At 51.9% G+C, this 17,217-nt stretch carries 10 protein-coding genes, 11 tRNA genes and 3 rRNA genes; 23 read left to right on the top strand and 1 reads right to left on the bottom strand.

Translation table 11 applies throughout. The features are described 5' to 3' along the window. Nucleotides 1-39: 39 nt before the first annotated feature. The 23 genes from QNH46_RS18365 to yajC all read left to right on the top strand — a co-directional run bounded on the left by QNH46_RS18365 (nt 40) and on the right by yajC (nt 16,730). Complete coding sequence (locus QNH46_RS18365) at nt 40-1,749, top strand: LysM peptidoglycan-binding domain-containing protein (RefSeq protein ID WP_283925529.1); 1,710 nt, start codon at nt 40-42, stop codon at nt 1,747-1,749. A 367-nt stretch (nt 1,750-2,116) separates the two neighbouring features. Continuing rightward, nucleotides 2,117-3,672, top strand: a 16S ribosomal RNA gene (locus QNH46_RS18360). Between the two features lie 397 nt (nt 3,673-4,069). Beyond that, a 23S ribosomal RNA gene (locus tag QNH46_RS18355) occupies nt 4,070-6,997 on the top strand. Between the two features lie 138 nt (nt 6,998-7,135). Continuing rightward, nucleotides 7,136-7,252 (top strand): 5S ribosomal RNA (gene rrf, locus QNH46_RS18350). The 16S, 23S and 5S rRNA genes sit together here with 11 tRNA genes alongside, the layout of an rRNA operon. Before the next feature lie 6 nt (nt 7,253-7,258). Next, nucleotides 7,259-7,334: transfer RNA gene (locus QNH46_RS18345), tRNA-Asn, on the top strand. 3 nt (nt 7,335-7,337) lie between these two features. Beyond that, nucleotides 7,338-7,412 (top strand) — tRNA-Glu (locus QNH46_RS18340). Between the two features lie 137 nt (nt 7,413-7,549). Then, nucleotides 7,550-7,625, top strand: a tRNA-Val gene (locus QNH46_RS18335). A 20-nt stretch (nt 7,626-7,645) separates the two neighbouring features. Next, nucleotides 7,646-7,719 (top strand) — tRNA-Met (locus QNH46_RS18330). 16 nt (nt 7,720-7,735) lie between these two features. Beyond that, nucleotides 7,736-7,812 (top strand) — tRNA-Asp (locus tag QNH46_RS18325). Nucleotides 7,813-7,874: 62 nt separating this feature from the next. Continuing rightward, a tRNA-Lys gene (locus tag QNH46_RS18320) sits at nt 7,875-7,947 on the top strand. A gap of 14 nt (nt 7,948-7,961) precedes the next feature. Continuing rightward, nucleotides 7,962-8,046 (top strand) — tRNA-Leu (locus tag QNH46_RS18315). A 7-nt stretch (nt 8,047-8,053) separates the two neighbouring features. Continuing rightward, a tRNA-Gly gene (locus QNH46_RS18310) sits at nt 8,054-8,128 on the top strand. Between the two features lie 10 nt (nt 8,129-8,138). Continuing rightward, a tRNA-Arg gene (locus QNH46_RS18305) sits at nt 8,139-8,215 on the top strand. A 26-nt stretch (nt 8,216-8,241) separates the two neighbouring features. Continuing rightward, nucleotides 8,242-8,325: transfer RNA gene (locus QNH46_RS18300), tRNA-Leu, on the top strand. Nucleotides 8,326-8,758: 433 nt separating this feature from the next. Continuing rightward, a tRNA-Pro gene (locus tag QNH46_RS18295) sits at nt 8,759-8,832 on the top strand. A gap of 112 nt (nt 8,833-8,944) precedes the next feature. After that, on the top strand, nt 8,945-9,646 hold the full coding sequence (locus QNH46_RS18290; protein ID WP_283925528.1) for a BofC C-terminal domain-containing protein: 702 nt from the start codon (nt 8,945-8,947) through the stop codon (nt 9,644-9,646). A 212-nt stretch (nt 9,647-9,858) separates the two neighbouring features. Next, entirely contained in the window at nt 9,859-10,362 is a 504-nt protein-coding gene (gene ruvC / locus QNH46_RS18285) for a crossover junction endodeoxyribonuclease RuvC (RefSeq protein WP_283925527.1), read from the top strand. Further along, nucleotides 10,359-10,973 carry a Holliday junction branch migration protein RuvA gene (ruvA, locus tag QNH46_RS18280; RefSeq protein ID WP_283925526.1) on the top strand — a complete coding sequence of 205 codons (615 nt, stop codon included), beginning with the start codon at nt 10,359-10,361 and terminating at the stop codon, nt 10,971-10,973. The genes ruvC and ruvA overlap by 4 nt, the downstream gene beginning before the upstream one ends. A gap of 32 nt (nt 10,974-11,005) precedes the next feature. Beyond that, nucleotides 11,006-12,010, top strand: a complete 1,005-nt coding sequence (ruvB, locus tag QNH46_RS18275) for a Holliday junction branch migration DNA helicase RuvB (RefSeq protein ID WP_155610781.1) — start codon at nt 11,006-11,008, stop codon at nt 12,008-12,010. 50 nt (nt 12,011-12,060) lie between these two features. Continuing rightward, nucleotides 12,061-14,175: a SpoIID/LytB domain-containing protein gene (locus QNH46_RS18270; protein WP_347342922.1), complete on the top strand. Its 2,115-nt coding sequence runs from the start codon at nt 12,061-12,063 to the stop codon at nt 14,173-14,175. A 9-nt stretch (nt 14,176-14,184) separates the two neighbouring features. Next, nucleotides 14,185-15,213 (top strand): tRNA preQ1(34) S-adenosylmethionine ribosyltransferase-isomerase QueA, encoded by a 1,029-nt coding sequence (queA, locus tag QNH46_RS18265; RefSeq protein ID WP_283925525.1) that lies wholly within the window; start codon nt 14,185-14,187, stop codon nt 15,211-15,213. Nucleotides 15,214-15,236: 23 nt separating this feature from the next. Continuing rightward, nucleotides 15,237-16,376, top strand: a complete 1,140-nt coding sequence (tgt, locus tag QNH46_RS18260; RefSeq protein WP_213590665.1) for a tRNA guanosine(34) transglycosylase Tgt — start codon at nt 15,237-15,239, stop codon at nt 16,374-16,376. Nucleotides 16,377-16,409: 33 nt separating this feature from the next. Next, nucleotides 16,410-16,730, top strand: coding sequence for a preprotein translocase subunit YajC (gene yajC / locus QNH46_RS18255; protein WP_155610777.1), 321 nt, complete (start codon nt 16,410-16,412; stop codon nt 16,728-16,730). Nucleotides 16,731-16,801: 71 nt separating this feature from the next. Here the strand turns inward: yajC and QNH46_RS18250 are convergent, their stop codons facing one another. After that, nucleotides 16,802-17,197: a TIGR04086 family membrane protein gene (locus QNH46_RS18250; RefSeq protein WP_283925524.1), complete on the bottom strand. Its 396-nt coding sequence runs from the start codon at nt 17,195-17,197 to the stop codon at nt 16,802-16,804. Nucleotides 17,198-17,217: the final 20 nt, after the last annotated feature.

Here is a 17,217-nt window from a genome sequence, read left to right as displayed (position 1 = left end):
ATCACGGTCCGGAGAAGAAACCTAGGAGGTCTTTAGCACGTGAAAATCCATATCGTAAAACAAGGAGATACTTTGTTTGAGTTATCAAAAAAATATGATGTCCCTCTGCAGAAAATAATCGAGGCAAATCCGCAAATCAGCAATCCAGATGAGCTTAGCATAGGAATGAAGGTTAAGATTCCTACTTCGGCCGTTCCCGTGGAAGAAGGGATTATCTACAAGCATACTGTGAAGCAAGGGGATTCTCTCTGGAAGTTGTCCAAAGCCTGGGGACTGCCATTGCAGGCTCTGGTAAATGCCAACCCGCAGTTGAGTGATCCTAATGTACTTAACGTTGGGGATGTGATCAACATTCCCGGTGCCGCCAATCCAGGGGCGAACAATCCTTCCAATAATGCCGCGCCTAATCCAAACCTGGTTAGTCCGATCCAGAAGAAAAATACGGCCCCGATTGAAAATGTGAAACCCGAGAACATCAAGCCTGAGAACATTCAACCGGAAAATATCAAGCCAGAAAATGTGATGCCGGAGAATACCAAACCGATTGCAGAGAATCCTAAGCCGGAGAATATTAAGCCGATTGCGGAGAATCCGAAGCCGGCTCCTATCGTGAAGCCTGAAAGCATTAAACTGGAGAGCGTCAAAGTTGAGAATATTAAAATTATTGAAAATGTCATGCCCGTCGTTCCCCAGCAGGTACCTCAAATGGAGGTGAAGCCGATTAAATATGAGGAGCCTCCTTGCCCGCCCACACCGCATTGTCCTGAACTAGTGTCACCATTTCAATTCAAAGTCGAGCAGCCGCCGATGCCAGTAGCTGGGCAGCACCCGCCTTATTCGCCGTGCGGATGTTCCGGTCATGGCACACATCATCATGAGAATTTGTACTCTCCCTATCATTTCGAGAATGAAAATGTATCTTCTTATTATGATTTTCCGCCAGCTTGGCCGAATGAGGCTGCCATGGGAGAATATCCGGGTCTGTCGAATGCGCCTTACCAGTCGCCACAATATATGAATCCATGTGCACCTGTACATCCGTATGCCCATGAAAACCTGCCATATCATCATTCTCACCATACTCATCATACTCACTCCCATCACTCTCATCATCACCCGCATGGTTATCCTGAAGTGGGAAATGTCATGCCAGAAAGCTATACGCCAAATGCGCCGTTCCCGGGAAGTGACAATTTACCGTGGGGGCAGGCCCAGCTCTCATCGAATGTTGCTCCCTTATACGGGGCTAATGCTAATGTATCGCCAAATGCATCTGTATCACCTGGATCGATCTTACCCTATTCATCAGTCTCGCCTAATGTAGCTTATCCTTACTCAGCTCCTTACTATGAGCCGCATCACACCTATTCACCCTGTGGCTGCTCTGGACATTCGGCAGTCCAGCCGTACACGAACGCGCCTTTTGCGGTTCAGCCGTACCAAGCGGCAATGCCTAATGTGCCTGTGTCTCCGTTAGGGGGATTCGGTGCTCCTGAGCAAATGCACCACGAAGATTGGTATAAAGGCGGAAATAGGGAGGATACAGCGAATATCCAGGCAGCAGAACAAGCCGAAGAAAGAACATACAGTACGGGTCAAAATACGGATACACCGCAGCAAGCCCAGAAAGATGCGAATATTTCTGAAGTTAGGAAAGGTAAACCAGAGCGGAGTTCGGAAGCGAAAAACAAGAAGCCGACCACAAGAAAGAAACGCAGCCGCAAACGCAATCCTTGGATTAATAATTAGACAATAACGACAGAGAGGCGCCTCCGCGCCTCTTCCTTTTTTTACTATGAATAATGATTGCAAAACTGCTTGCTGAAAGATTGGTTTATATGATATATTAAATGTCCCGATAAAAAGATGATAAATCATTCTTTGAGGGCGGAAGGCGAAAACTTAATTGATTTTATTTTTATCAAAAAAAGTGCTTGCCAGCCGAGAAAGAATGTGTTATATTATTTAAGTCGCCGCTGAAACGCTGCGGCACACGAAACAAGGTTGATCTTTGAAAACTGAACAACGAGTGAGCGGGTTTCACGGAAGTGAAATCTAAATAATAGAGTCAGATGTAAATCTGATCTCGTCAGATTCAAAATGAGCAAGTCAAACTTTATTGGAGAGTTTGATCCTGGCTCAGGACGAACGCTGGCGGCGTGCCTAATACATGCAAGTCGAGCGGAGTTGTTTTGGAAGCTTGCTTCCGAAATAACTTAGCGGCGGACGGGTGAGTAATACGTAGGCAACCTGCCTGTAAGACTGGGATAACTGCCGGAAACGGTAGCTAATACCGGATAAATCATTTCGCCGCATGGCGGGATGCTGAAAGACGGAGCAATCTGTCACTTACAGATGGGCCTACGGCGCATTAGCTAGTTGGTGGGGTAAAGGCCTACCAAGGCGACGATGCGTAGCCGGCCTGAGAGGGTGAACGGCCACACTGGGACTGAGACACGGCCCAGACTCCTACGGGAGGCAGCAGTAGGGAATCTTCCGCAATGGACGAAAGTCTGACGGAGCAACGCCGCGTGAGTGATGAAGGTTTTCGGATCGTAAAGCTCTGTTGCCAGGGAAGAATGTCTTGGAGAGTAACTGCTCTGAGAGTGACGGTACCTGAGAAGAAAGCCCCGGCTAACTACGTGCCAGCAGCCGCGGTAATACGTAGGGGGCAAGCGTTGTCCGGAATTATTGGGCGTAAAGCGCGCGCAGGCGGTCATTTAAGTCTGGTGTATAAACTCGGGGCTCAACTCCGAGTCGCACTGGAAACTGGGTGACTTGAGTGCAGAAGAGGAGAGTGGAATTCCACGTGTAGCGGTGAAATGCGTAGAGATGTGGAGGAACACCAGTGGCGAAGGCGACTCTCTGGGCTGTAACTGACGCTGAGGCGCGAAAGCGTGGGTAGCAAACAGGATTAGATACCCTGGTAGTCCACGCCGTAAACGATGAATGCTAGGTGTTAGGGGTTTCGATACCCTTGGTGCCGAAGTTAACACATTAAGCATTCCGCCTGGGGAGTACGGTCGCAAGACTGAAACTCAAAGGAATTGACGGGGACCCGCACAAGCAGTGGAGTATGTGGTTTAATTCGAAGCAACGCGAAGAACCTTACCAGGTCTTGACATCCCTCTGACCGGTCTAGAGATAGGCCTTTCCTTCGGGACAGAGGAGACAGGTGGTGCATGGTTGTCGTCAGCTCGTGTCGTGAGATGTTGGGTTAAGTCCCGCAACGAGCGCAACCCTTAGGTTTAGTTGCCAGCACATAAAGGTGGGCACTCTAGATCGACTGCCGGTGACAAACCGGAGGAAGGTGGGGATGACGTCAAATCATCATGCCCCTTATGACCTGGGCTACACACGTACTACAATGGCCAGTACAACGGGAAGCGAAACCGCGAGGTGGAGCGAATCCTATCAAAGCTGGTCTCAGTTCGGATTGCAGGCTGCAACTCGCCTGCATGAAGTCGGAATTGCTAGTAATCGCGGATCAGCATGCCGCGGTGAATACGTTCCCGGGTCTTGTACACACCGCCCGTCACACCACGAGAGTTTACAACACCCGAAGTCGGTGAGGTAACCGCAAGGGGCCAGCCGCCGAAGGTGGGGTAGATGATTGGGGTGAAGTCGTAACAAGGTAGCCGTATCGGAAGGTGCGGCTGGATCACCTCCTTTCTATGGAGAATCGTCTTCTGTAACGAAGACATTCAAATATTACGGACGACGAAAGTCGCCGGATGCTCACTCGTTGGTCAGTTTTGAGAGTTCAACTCTCAAGCTTATCTTCCAACACTTACCGTTGAAACGGAAAGCTGAAAGATGATAAGATATTCTTCCGCCAGTCAAATGGCGAAAGAAACTTGATCCTTGAAAACTGGATAACGAAACGAAATTTGCGTTTTAGAAAATTCCTTTTAGCTGAAACTTGTGTCTAACAAGTTTTGAATTAAAAGTGGCTAGCGTAGGTTTTGGGAATGGAGATTCTTTGTGAGACGATTTCTACCTTGTATGAATTTACTTGATCAAGAAATCGGCGAACAACAGAGCACCAGGCGCAAAACCGAAGCATTATGGTTAAGCTACTAAGAGCACACGGAGGATGCCTAGGCGCTAGGAGCCGAAGAAGGACGTGGCGAACAACGAAACTGCCTCGGGGAGCTGTAAGCAAGCTTTGATCCGGGGGTGTCCGAATGGGGAAACCCGGCTGTGTTCATACGCAGTCACTCACATCTGAATACATAGGGTGTGAAGAGGCATACCAGGGGAACTGAAACATCTAAGTACCCTGAGGAAGAGAAAACAAAAGTGATTCCGTCAGTAGCGGCGAGCGAACGCGGATTAGCCTAAACCAGAGAGCTTGCTCTCTGGGGTTGTGGGACGTCTCACATGGAGTTACAAAGGAACCGATTAGACGAACAGGTCTGGAAAGGCCGGCCATAGAAGGTAAAAGCCCTGTAATCGAAAGTCTGTTCCCTCCGAGACGGATCCCGAGTAGTGCGGGGCACGTGAAACCCCGTATGAATCTGCCAGGACCATCTGGTAAGGCTAAATACTCCCTAGCGACCGATAGTGAAGCAGTACCGTGAGGGAAAGGTGAAAAGCACCCCGGGAGGGGAGTGAAAAAGAACCTGAAACCGTGTGCTTACAAGAAGTCAGAGCCCTATTTATGGGTGATGGCGTGCCTTTTGTAGAATGAACCGGCGAGTTACGTTCCCGTGCAAGGTTAAGGTGAAGAGCCGAAGCCGCAGCGAAAGCGAGTCTGAATAGGGCGACTTAGTACGTGGACGTAGACCCGAAACCGGGTGATCTACCCCTGTCCAGGGTGAAGGTGCGGTAACACGCACTGGAGGCCCGAACCCACGTATGTTGAAAAATGCGGGGATGAGGTGGGGGTAGCGGAGAAATTCCAATCGAACTCGGAGATAGCTGGTTCTCCCCGAAATAGCTTTAGGGCTAGCCTCGGTGAATAGAGTCGTGGAGGTAGAGCACTGATTGGGTGCGGGGCCCGCCAAGGGTTACCAAGCTCAGTCAAACTCCGAATGCCATAGACTTATAACCGGGAGTCAGACAGTGAGTGCTAAGATCCATTGTCAAGAGGGAAACAGCCCAGACCATCAGCTAAGGTCCCCAAGTGTGTGTTAAGTGGGAAAGGATGTGGAGTTGCACAGACAACCAGGATGTTGGCTTAGAAGCAGCCACCATTTAAAGAGTGCGTAATAGCTCACTGGTCGAGTGACTCTGCGCCGAAAATGTAACGGGGCTAAACACACCACCGAAGCTATGGCTTGATGCTTTGCATCAGGGGTAGGGGAGCGTTGTATGCGGATTGAAGTTGGACCGGAAGGACTGGTGGACTGCATACAAGTGAGAATGCCGGTATGAGTAACGAAAAGATCAGTGAGAATCTGATCCGCCGAAAGCCCAAGGTTTCCTGAGGAAGGTTCGTCCGCTCAGGGTAAGTCGGGACCTAAGGCGAGGCCGAAAGGCGTAGTCGAAGGACAACAGGTTGAAATTCCTGTACCACCGTAATCCGTTATGAGCGATGGGGTGACGCAGTAGGGTAGTGACGCGAGCTGATGGATGCTCGTCCAAGCAGTGAGGCTGATGTGTAGGCAAATCCGCACATCGTAAGGCTGGGCTGTGATGGGGAGGGAAAATTTACAGTACCGAAGGTCATGATCTCACACTGCCAAGAAAAGCCTCTAGCCAGGAGAAGGTGCCCGTACCGCAAACCGACACAGGTAGGCGAGAAGAGAATTCTAAGGCGCGCGGAAGAACTCTCGTTAAGGAACTCGGCAAAATGACCCCGTAACTTTGGGAGAAGGGGTGCCCCGGTAGTGTGAATAGCACGAGGGGGCCGCAGTGAAAAGGCCCAAGCGACTGTTTAGCAAAAACACAGGTCTGTGCGAAGCCGTAAGGCGAAGTATACGGGCTGACGCCTGCCCGGTGCTGGAAGGTTAAGGGGAGCGGTTAGGGGTAACCCGAAGCTGTGAACCGAAGCCCCAGTAAACGGCGGCCGTAACTATAACGGTCCTAAGGTAGCGAAATTCCTTGTCAGGTAAATTCTGACCCGCACGAATGGCGTAACGACTTGGGCGCTGTCTCAACGAGAGATCCGGTGAAATTTTAATACCTGTGAAGATGCAGGTTACCCGCGACAAGACGGAAAGACCCCATGGAGCTTTACTACAGCTTGATATTGAACTTTGATGCGATTTGTACAGGATAGGTGGGAGCCTAGGAATCCGGAGCGCCAGCTTCGGTGGAGGCGCCGTTGGGATACCACCCTGATCGTATCGAAGTTCTAACCTGGGACCGTGATCCGGTTCGGGGACAGTGTCAGGTGGGTAGTTTGACTGGGGCGGTCGCCTCCTAAAGAGTAACGGAGGCGCCCCAAGGTTCCCTCAGAATGGTTGGAAATCATTCGCAGAGTGCAAAGGCAAAAGGGAGCTTGACTGCGAGACTGACAAGTCGAGCAGGGACGAAAGTCGGGCTTAGTGATCCGGTGGTACCGCATGGAAGGGCCATCGCTCAACGGATAAAAGCTACCCTGGGGATAACAGGCTTATCTCCCCCAAGAGTCCACATCGACGGGGAGGTTTGGCACCTCGATGTCGGCTCATCGCATCCTGGGGCTGAAGTAGGTCCCAAGGGTTGGGCTGTTCGCCCATTAAAGCGGTACGCGAGCTGGGTTCAGAACGTCGTGAGACAGTTCGGTCCCTATCTGTCGTGGGCGTAGGAAATTTGAGAGGAGCTGTCCTTAGTACGAGAGGACCGGGATGGACGCACCGCTGGTGCACCAGTTGTTCCGCCAGGAGCATAGCTGGGTAGCTACGTGCGGATGGGATAAACGCTGAAAGCATCTAAGCGTGAAGCCCTCCTCAAGATGAGATTTCCCAATTAGTAAGACCCCTTGAAGACGACGAGGTTGATAGGCCTGAGGTGGAAGTGCAGCAATGTATGGAGCTGACAGGTACTAATCGGTCGAGGGCTTATCCAAATAACACCCCAAAAAGTGAAGCGGAGGCTTCGAAGAGTATATCGAATACTTTTCGGGGGCCCCGGTGAACCAAGTAAGGGCTAACACGCAAATGAAGTTTCGTATCCAGTTTTCAGGTGATCAAGTCATCTGAACACGTTTGGTGGCAATGGCGGAGGGGTTCCACACGTACCCATCTCGAACACGACCGTTAAGCCCTCCAGCGCCGATGGTACTTGGACCGCAGGGTCCTGGGAGAGTAGGACGTCGCCAAGCGGATGTTCCCTGATAGCTCAGTCGGTAGAGCACTCGACTGTTAATCGAGTTGTCACAGGTTCGAGTCCTGTTCGGGGAGCCATGTGGCCCGTTGGTCAAGGGGTTAAGACACCTCCCTTTCACGGAGGTAACAGGGGTTCGAATCCCCTACGGGTCACCATTATTTAACTAGATTTAATTGGGGATGAGAATCCCTTGGGGGTTCGTCGGGGCTTAAGCCTCGTTAGCAATAACATCGCAGTCTCGAACGAAGTGAGAGTATCCCATACGGGTCACCATTTTTATCAAAAATATTATGGAGGCTTAGCTCAGCTGGGAGAGCATCTGCCTTACAAGCAGAGGGTCAGCGGTTCGATCCCGTTAGCCTCCACCATTTATAAAATTTATTACTGACGCGGGGTGGAGCAGCTCGGTAGCTCGTCGGGCTCATAACCCGAAGGTCGCAGGTTCAAATCCTGTCCCCGCAATTGCATTACCTAGTGTGGAGCCGTGGTGTAGAGGCCTAACATGCCTGCCTGTCACGCAGGAGACCGCGGGTTCGAATCCCGTCGGCTCCGCCATTACATCTCTGAACAAGGGATGAGAATCCATTAAGGGATTGTTGAAGCATAAGTATTATTTTGAGCCATTAGCTCAGTTGGTAGAGCACCTGACTTTTAATCAGGGTGTCGAAGGTTCGAGTCCTTCATGGCTCACTTTTCTTAAAAATGCGCGTGTGGCGGAATTGGCAGACGCACTAGACTTAGGATCTAGCGTCTTCGGATGTGGGGGTTCAAGTCCCTCCACGCGCACCACAGTAATGCGGACGTGGCTCAGCGGTAGAGCATCGCCTTGCCAAGGCGAGGGTCGCGGGTTCGATTCCCGTCGTCCGCTCCAGATTTAATTTGCGCCCTTAGCTCAGCTGGATAGAGCGTTTGACTACGAATCAAAAGGTCGGGAGTTCGAATCTCTCAGGGCGTGCCACTTTTTAATTAGTTAATTAGTAATATGCCGGTGTGGCGGAATGGCAGACGCGTTCGACTCAAAATCGAATGGGGAGACCCGTGGAGGTTCGAGTCCTCTCACCGGTACCAATACCACAAATAAGACCTTAGGGATAATTCTAAGGTTTGTTTTTTTACGTCTATTTCGAAATAAAAAACTATGATGACTAGATTTGCTTGGCTCAACACGGATTTCATGTCTGCCGGCCGATAGTTTTTTTCATATTCGTTGTCCGATATCCGCTATGAGATAGAGGGGATAGGACATCGCATCCATGAAATAAGAGAACATAACGAATAAAACATGTCTTCGCAGTCTAGAATCTGCTGTTCTATGGGGAGGCCGTCTGCTTGAAGCAGCAACTTCCTTGACTTGACTATAGCTTGAATGTCGCACTTGTATGGAATATCCCACGCGATGTATAGAAACAAAAAAACAAAGTGTTGACACATTTGGTTCCAAGTGATATTATCTTAGAAGTGACCCAAAAAGGAATCACTACAAGAAATCATTTATTGACATCGGGACGTAGCTCAGCTTGGTAGAGCACCTGGTTTGGGACCAGGGGGTCGCATGTTCGAATCGTGTCGTCCCGATATGACAAAGAAGCAGCCATTCTTTAGAGTGGCTGCTTCTTTATATTCTGTATATTTCAATCCCCGTTCGGTCACAATAACAGTAAATATCGACCGATAGAAGGGGATACCAGTGAATATCTTCCGTATCAAAAAGCAGCTAAGGCGCCGGTGGAGAAGATGGAGACGCGCTATTTGGACGATTGGCGGCTGCGGGCTGGTCACCATGATGACTTGGCTCGGACTAATGTTGTCCAATCAAATGGAGCAATTGATGGCCAAGGAGCCGATTGCTCTGGAAACGCTGGGAATCATCAGGGAAGCGGCTATAGGCGCAGGCAAGGAGACTGATTTGGAACCAGCCTGGATCGAACAATTGAGCCGAAGCAGGCAGCGGCGAACCGTTCATTTAAACAAAATATATGCATGCGGAGAAGAGAGTTCCGTCCTGGGAATCTTAAGTCCCAATGAAGTCATTGAAATATACCGCGCTAATCCAGGCTGGCAGGGAAGCCTGGATGCCCAAGGAGACGTCTGGTTTGAGCAGCAGATCAATGAGCTGTCGGAGACGTGCAGAAGCAACGGATACTTCGGGATCGACCAGCAAGGGAATCTCAGTCTGTTCGAGGGACCTCCGGATAAAGAGAAGGTGCTTAAAACCTTTTTCCAATTAGACGTAGAGACGATGGAAAGCTCTCTGCCCCCTGACGTACTGCTGCACCTGCATCAGGGCATCCGCATACAGGATTTGGACGAGTACAACAGCGTACTGTCAACATTCAGCGAATTTGCAGCCATGCCGGCCAGGAAGGTTATGCAACAAAAGGATGAATAAAGCGTATATACTATCATGCCAAGAGGCGTTGTCCAAACGTCTCTTTTTTGTTGCCGCTGACAAAGTTCTACAAAGATTTTCCTCAACACTCCTCATTCTTTTGCTATAATAAGTGAATACATATGTTCGGTTATCTGGACATAGGCTTCGCTTCCGCAAGGGAGCTCCTTCAGGAATATGGAGCTGTAAACAAACATGGGGAGAGATAGAGGTTGCGAATATTAGGGATTGACCCGGGCATCGCCATCGTCGGTTTCGGCTTTATTGATAAACAAGGCAGCAAATGCGTTCCTGTACAATACGGCTGCATTCAGACAGAGGCGCATACGCCAGAGGAAGAAAGGCTGCTTCATGTCTATGAAGGCATGGTTCAGCTTATCGACAAATACCAACCTGACGCCGTAGCGCTGGAGAAGCTGTTCTTCAACCGGAACGTGACTACTGCCATGTCGGTCAGCCAGGCGCGGGGCGTACTCGTACTGGCTGCGGCACAGCGTAATTTGCCGATTTCGGAGTATACGCCAATGCAGATCAAACAAGCGATGGTAGGATACGGCAAAGCGGAGAAGAGGCAGGTGCAGGAAATGACAAGAATGTTCCTGAAGCTGCAAGCGATCCCGAAGCCAGACGATGTGGCGGATGCGCTGGCCGTAGCGATTTGTCATGCCCATTCTTATACATTAAATTCGAAATTGAACGAGGTATTGAGGACATGATTGATTTTGTTAGGGGCCAGGTGGCTCATTTGGAAAACGACTATGTCGTGTTGGACGTTCAGGGAATAGGGTACCGCATTTATTGCCCGAACCCCTATGTGTTTGCTGCCAAAAACGAGCAGACAACGGTGTTCACCCATCATCACGTACGGGAGGATGCTATCCTGCTATACGGCTTTCCGACGCGGGAGGAGCAGAGGCTGTTCCGCAAGCTGATCGAAGTATCCGGGATCGGGCCGCGGGTGGCGCTCGGCATTTTAAGCGGGGGACAGCCGGAGCATGTCGTAGCTGCGATCCAGCAGGAGAACATTACGTTTCTGACCAAGCTGCCGGGAATCGGGAAGAAGACGGCGCAGCGAATGATCCTTGATCTGAAGGACAAGCTGGACGGCCTAGGCGGGCCTTCGCTGTTTGATGAGGCGCCGGCTGAATTGGACGGGCTGGATGGACTAAATCCGGGCTGGCCGGAGGCCAGGGAAGGATTGAAGGCGCTCGGTTATACCGACGCCGAGCTTGACCGTGTATGGCACCAGCTGAAGGATTCGATCAAGCCTGCCGAAGAGGTGGATTCGGTGATGAAAAAAGCGCTCAAGCTGCTGTATGCAGGCTGATCTTGGGCTAGAGGGGAAGGAGCAAGTTAGCGATGGAAGACCGGATTATATCCGCGAATTTGATGATGGAAGAGCAGGCCGTGGAGCTTAGTCTTCGTCCCCGTTATTTAGCGGAATATATCGGACAAAGCCAAATCAAGGACAACTTGAAAATATATATCGAAGCCGCAAAAATGCGCAACGAAGCACTGGATCACGTCCTGTTGTACGGACCGCCGGGACTTGGAAAGACGACGCTGGCCAATATTATCGCCAATGAGCTTGGCGTCAACCTGCGGACGACGTCAGGTCCGGCGATCGAGCGGCCAGGGGATTTGGCCGCTCTGCTGACGAACTTGCAGGAAGGGGACGTTCTCTTCATCGATGAAATCCATCGGCTGCATCGGACGGTGGAAGAGGTGCTATATCCGGCGATGGAGGATTTCGCCCTGGATATTATGATCGGCAAGGGGCCGAGTGCAAGGTCCGTGAGGCTCGATTTGCCGCCGTTTACGCTGATCGGCGCCACGACGAGAGCGGGACTGCTGTCAGCGCCGCTGCGCGACCGTTTTGGCGTGGTGAATCGTCTAGAGTTCTATACGGTGGAGGAGCTTAGCTATATCGTAAGCCGCGGCGCTGATATTTTTGGCATCGATATTATCGGGGACGCAGCCGACGAGATCGCGCTACGCTCGCGGGGAACGCCGCGGATTGCCAACCGGCTCCTCAAGCGGGTGCGGGATTTCGCTCAGGTGCGCGCTGACGGCCATATTACTACCGATATTGCCAAGGAAGCTTTGCAGCGGCTGCAAGTTGATCCTATGGGTCTTGATTTGATCGACCATAAGATGCTTCGGGCGATGATTACGAATTTTCGGGGCGGGCCTGTCGGACTGGATACGATCGCCGCGACGATCGGGGAAGAAAGCCAGACGATCGAGGACGTATACGAGCCATACCTGCTCCAAATCGGTTATTTGCAGCGTACACCGCGCGGCAGGGTGGCAACTCCGGCGGCTTATCAGCATCTGGGGCTGCCCATGCCTGCAGATTCTTGAGAAGAGAAACCAACTGACGGCATTACACGTTGATGAGGAGGATACAGAGCGTGATTATTCCTAGACCGAGACGAGGACAAAAAAACAGGGGCTCGAAGTGGGCAACGGCTCTATTGAGCGCAGCATTGCTGGGCGGCTTATTCCAGACGCCAGCCGGCGCGGATGCGATGCCGGACACACGAGTTCGCGTCGCCATGTTCCTGGACTTAGGCAGCACGTATAAATCGATAGTGCCGGCGGTGAGCCTGACTGCGGAATCGGCGTGGCAGGCAGGTCCGCAAAAAGACGGCGGCTTTGAGAGCTGGCTGGATTTTACCCCGGGCCAGACGGTACGCTTCAGCGTGGACGGGATTAAAGTCAAAGCGCTGGAAAGCGCAGACTGGCAAATGGTCTCGGCAGCCGTCAAGAAGCTGCAGAGCGGAACGGACAAGCCGGTGGCGGTTGTCACCGAGCAAGCGGGTGGAACGGTATATCAAGTGTATACCGGGCCTTATGCCAGCGCAGAAGAGGCATCTGGGGCGGTAACCCGCGTGACCCAGGCGCTGGCCGGACAGTTGGGAGGAGCACAGCCGACCATCCATGGGGGATACTATTACTCCGCAGGCTTATTTAGAAGCAAAGCGGAAGCGGAGGCTTACCGCCAATCGTTAAGCCTGCCAGGGATAGAAGTCAAGGTCGCTGTTGTGGGTGCCAGCCAATATGCGGTATGGGTCGGCGGAGCCGTTAACGATTCGGCATTGGCTGCCCTGAAGGGACAGATTCTTCAACTGCAGCCGCAATTGAATTTATCACCGGTGGATGTTCAGGCCCCTGCGCTGATTGCGTATCGCGATGTTACCGGGGAAGCGGCTTCCCCAATGGCGGTTGACCATTATGCGGTCAGCGGCGCAAATACGAAGCTGCTCGTGCGGGATAGCGAGGATTCCGTTATTCAGGTGGCCGAGAGATCAGCCCGTAAATTTCGCGGGGATTTCGAAATCAGCAGCGTAAACGGCCAGCTTGCCCTCGTAAACGACGTTCCGCTGGAGCAATATTTGTATTCGGTCGTCGCTGCAGAGGTGCCTAGCTCCTGGCCGCAGGAATCCTTGAAGGCGCAGGCGGTTGCAGCCCGGAGCTATGCGCTTTACCATGCAGCCGGCAATAAGTTCAACGTTGCGGGGCTGGTGGATACAACCTTAAGCCAGGTATACAATGGAGTTGATAAGGAAGTCGACAGCATCAAACAAGCCGTGGACAGCACAGCCGGCGAGGTTATAAAATCGAATGGCCGGATTGTGGAAGCCATTTTCTCCTCCAATAGCGGGGGCATGACGGCCGATTCGACCGAAGTATGGAGCAACCCGAACGCGACGTTTGGCAGCATGCCGAGCGATGGGGACAAGGCGGCGCAGGCAGGGTTGAAATCATGGTATCATGTGCTGCTGCCTTCGGGTAAAACGGGATACGTAAGGGAAGATAACGTAAAGCTTACGGGAGGAAAGACAGCCGCGGGCCTGGACCAAATGACGGTAACGGCAAACGCAACAAATGTCCGTCCGATTCCGCTGATCCAAGCGGATGTCAGCCCGGTAGCGCAAATGAATCCAGGCGATCAGGCGGTTGTCCTTGGCCTCGTTGAGGAATCCAGCTCATACGCGTGGATACGCGGCCCCTATAGCTCGGATGAACTGTTAAAGTCGCTGAAAGGCAGAACGGCGACCGAAGCCCCATCCCCGATCCTCAATTTGGAGATCACGCAGCGCGGGCCTTCCGGACGCGCAACGCAGATCAAAGCTAATGGGCAGATCCTCGATGTGCGTTATCCGGATTTATTCCGTTCTGCTTTTGGCGGGCTCCCAAGCACACTGTTTGATATTGCGGCTACCGGTAGGTATACTGTACAAAGCGCAGGCGGAGCAATGTCCACCGGGACAGCGTCCTCCGGCACGCCGGTGCTGTCTTCATCGGGCGTTAGCAACTGGAGCGGGGGCAGCATGGTCGTCATGGGAGCGGACGGTGCGGCCCGGGCCGTTGATCAGACGAACCGTTTCCTCTTCGTGGGACGCGGCAATGGGCATGGACTTGGCTTATCCCAATGGGGGGCCAAGGGAATGGCTGATGCAGGGTATGATTATATATCCATTTTGCAACACTATTATCAGAACGTAACTATCGTTAAGGAATGATTGTATCCTATGAATGTTGACTTATATGATTTTGAACTGCCGGAAGAATTAATCGCCCAGACACCGCTCGCCGATCGTACCGCATCCCGGCTGCTTTCTTTGAATAAGGCCACCGGTGAGGTGCGGCACCATATGTTTCCAGAGATATTGGACTACTTGCAGCCTGGAGATACGCTGGTATTGAATGATACGCGGGTAATTCCGGCCAGACTCTTTGGCGTCAAGCGGGACACAGGCGCCAAGGCCGAGGTTCTCCTGCTCAAGAACTTAGAGGACGACCGGTGGGAAGCGCTGGTCAAGCCCGGCAAAAAACTGAAGACCGGCGCTGTAATCACTTTCGGAGACGAACTGACAGCTACGATTGAGAGCGAAGGGGATATGGGGGAGCGCGTGCTTTCTTTTTCCTATGAGGGCATCTTTAACGAAATCCTGGATCGGCTAGGCCAGATGCCGCTTCCTCCGTACATTAAGGAGAAGCTCGACGACCGCGAGCGTTATCAGACCGTATATTCGAAGCATGAAGGGTCAGCCGCCGCACCGACTGCCGGTCTGCATTTCACGAATGAGCTGCTGGAGCAGGTGCAGGCTAAAGGTGTGGACATCGCTTTTATAACGCTGCATGTAGGCCTTGGAACCTTTCGGCCCATGTCGGTCGAGCGGGTAGAGGATCATGTCATGCATGAGGAATATTACATTCTGTCCGAAGAGACGGCAGAGCTGCTGAATGCGACCAGACAGCGCGGCGGGCGAATTATTGCCGTCGGCACGACTTCCGCCCGCACGCTGGAGACGGTGGCGGGTAAATGCCAGGAAGGTCCGATTACCGCGATGAGCGGCTGGACAGGCATATTTATTTATCCCGGCTATGAATTCAAACTGGTAGATGCGCTGCTTACTAATTTTCACTTGCCCAAGTCGACATTGGTCATGCTGGTCAGCGCTCTGGCCGGACGAGAGCGCCTGCTGAACGCATACCGTGAAGCCGTCGAGCACAAATACCGCTTCTTCAGCTTCGGGGATGCCATGTTTATTTATTAAGGTTAAGAGGATGGTTGATGATATTGGCAGCAGCAATAACTTACGAACACATTAAGACGTGCAAGCAGTCGGGCGCAAGGCTCGGTCGGGTGCATACCCCGCACGGCGTGATTGAGACGCCGATTTTTATGCCGGTCGGAACGCTAGCCACAGTTAAGACGATGAGCCCGGAAGAACTTAAGGAAATGAATGCGCAAATTATATTGAGCAACACGTATCATTTGTTTCTGAGGCCCGGGCATGACATTATTCGTGAAGCAGGCGGACTGCATAAATTCATGAATTGGGATCGTCCGATCTTGACCGACAGCGGCGGATTCCAGGTGTTCTCACTCAGTGAAATGCGGAAGATTACGGAGGAGGGCGTGCACTTCCGCTCGCACCTGAACGGCGACAAGCTGTTCCTGTCTCCCGAAGTCGCGATGGAAATCCAAAACGCGTTGGGCTCGGATATTATGATGGCCTTTGACGAATGTGCGCCTTACCCGGCTGAGCATGATTATGTTAAAAAATCGCTTGAACGCACGACCCGCTGGGCCGAGCGCTGTCTGAAAAGCCATGCCCGCCCGCATGATCAAGGCTTATTCGGGATCGTCCAAGGCGGCATGTTCGAAGACTTGCGCAAACAGAGCGCGAAGGATTTGACTTCCCTGGATTTTCCGGGGTATGCTATTGGTGGACTGAGTGTTGGTGAGCCTAAGCATTTGATGTATGAGGTGCTCGATTATACGGTGCCTTTACTCCCGGCAGACAAGCCCCGTTATTTGATGGGGGTAGGATCGCCCGATGCGTTGATTGAAGGCTCCATCCGGGGAATCGATATGTTTGACTGCGTGCTGCCGACCAGGATTGCCCGCAACGGCACAACGATGACGAGCCAAGGCAGACTGGTGGTGCGCAACGCTCAATATGCAAGAGATTTCGGGCCGCTCGATCCGGAGTGCGATTGCTACACTTGCCGTAATTACTCCCGGGCTTACTTGCGGCACTTGATCAAAAGTGATGAGACATTCGGTCTTCGGCTGACTACATATCACAACCTGTATTTCTTAATTAACCTGATGCGTCAAGTTCGTCAGGCAATTATGGAAGACAGGCTGCTCGATTTCCGGGATGAGTTCTTCGAGCGGTATGGTCTGTTTGGCAATGATAAGGGATTCTAAGAAAAGCAATTATTCAGCGAAAGGGGGATATCCATGTTCCAGTATGCAGCAGCGGCAGGATCAGGTGCGGCGAATCCAATCATTTCCCTGGTTGTTCCGTTCGCGATCATGTTTATCGTGTTCTATTTTCTGTTGATTCGTCCTCAGAAGAAGAAGCAGCAATCACGCAATGAAATGCTGAGAGCGCTCAAGAAAGGGGACAAGATTGTCACCATCGGCGGTCTGCACGGTACAATCGTTTCGTTGACGGATGATAACGTGGTACTTCTCGTGAATGATGCGACGAAGCTGACGTTTGAGCGCAACGCGATCAGCCATAGCGTAAGCACAGAGAAGGCTTCCGAATCCAAGTAACGGACGAAGCGCCCATCTGAATGAGAAAAGAGCCTGTTGCAGGCTCTTTTTTTGTTGCTTGAAGCAGTACCTTATCTTTTTTTATGCAAATTGACTCCGAACATCCCTCCTAGAGCCCCGATCAATAAGGCAGGAAGAAGTAAAGTGAAATCGTTTAGACCCGGCGAATTGTCCAAGGCCAGAAAGCTGATGCACAATACCAGAAGGCCGTACAATATTCCGGTAAGCGCCCCCTGATACCAGCCCTTCTGCCCAGCCCGCTTCCCTGAGGTAAGTCCCCCAAATAACAGAGCAGCGGCATGCACGATGTAAATCGGCCAGGTAAGATTGTGCTCCTCCAGCGAACCGGATTGCAGCAGCAGAGATAAAATCAGCGCCCCGATCATCATCCACAGGAAAGCGTACCATATGCCAGACAAGGTGGGATGGGAAAGTCGAATTGATCCCAATCGTCGGAAGAAATCCATAACTCGTTCCTCCTATTCAT

This window comes from Paenibacillus woosongensis, from assembly GCF_030122845.1.
GTDB lineage: Bacteria > Bacillota > Bacilli > Paenibacillales > Paenibacillaceae > Fontibacillus > Fontibacillus woosongensis_A.
Note: the sequence above shows the minus strand (reverse complement) of the source record. Positions and strands in the feature narration are given on the sequence as shown.

Coding starts and splice junctions, on each gene's coding strand:
- ruvA (WP_283925526.1), top strand. CDS start 10,359: ATGATTGATTTTGTTAGGGGCCAGGTGGCTCATTTGGAAAACGACTAT.
- ruvB (WP_155610781.1), top strand. CDS start 11,006: ATGGAAGACCGGATTATATCCGCGAATTTGATGATGGAAGAGCAGGCC.
- queA (WP_283925525.1), top strand. CDS start 14,185: ATGAATGTTGACTTATATGATTTTGAACTGCCGGAAGAATTAATCGCC.
- yajC (WP_155610777.1), top strand. CDS start 16,410: ATGTTCCAGTATGCAGCAGCGGCAGGATCAGGTGCGGCGAATCCAATC.
- QNH46_RS18250 (WP_283925524.1), bottom strand. CDS start 17,197: ATGGATTTCTTCCGACGATTGGGATCAATTCGACTTTCCCATCCCACC.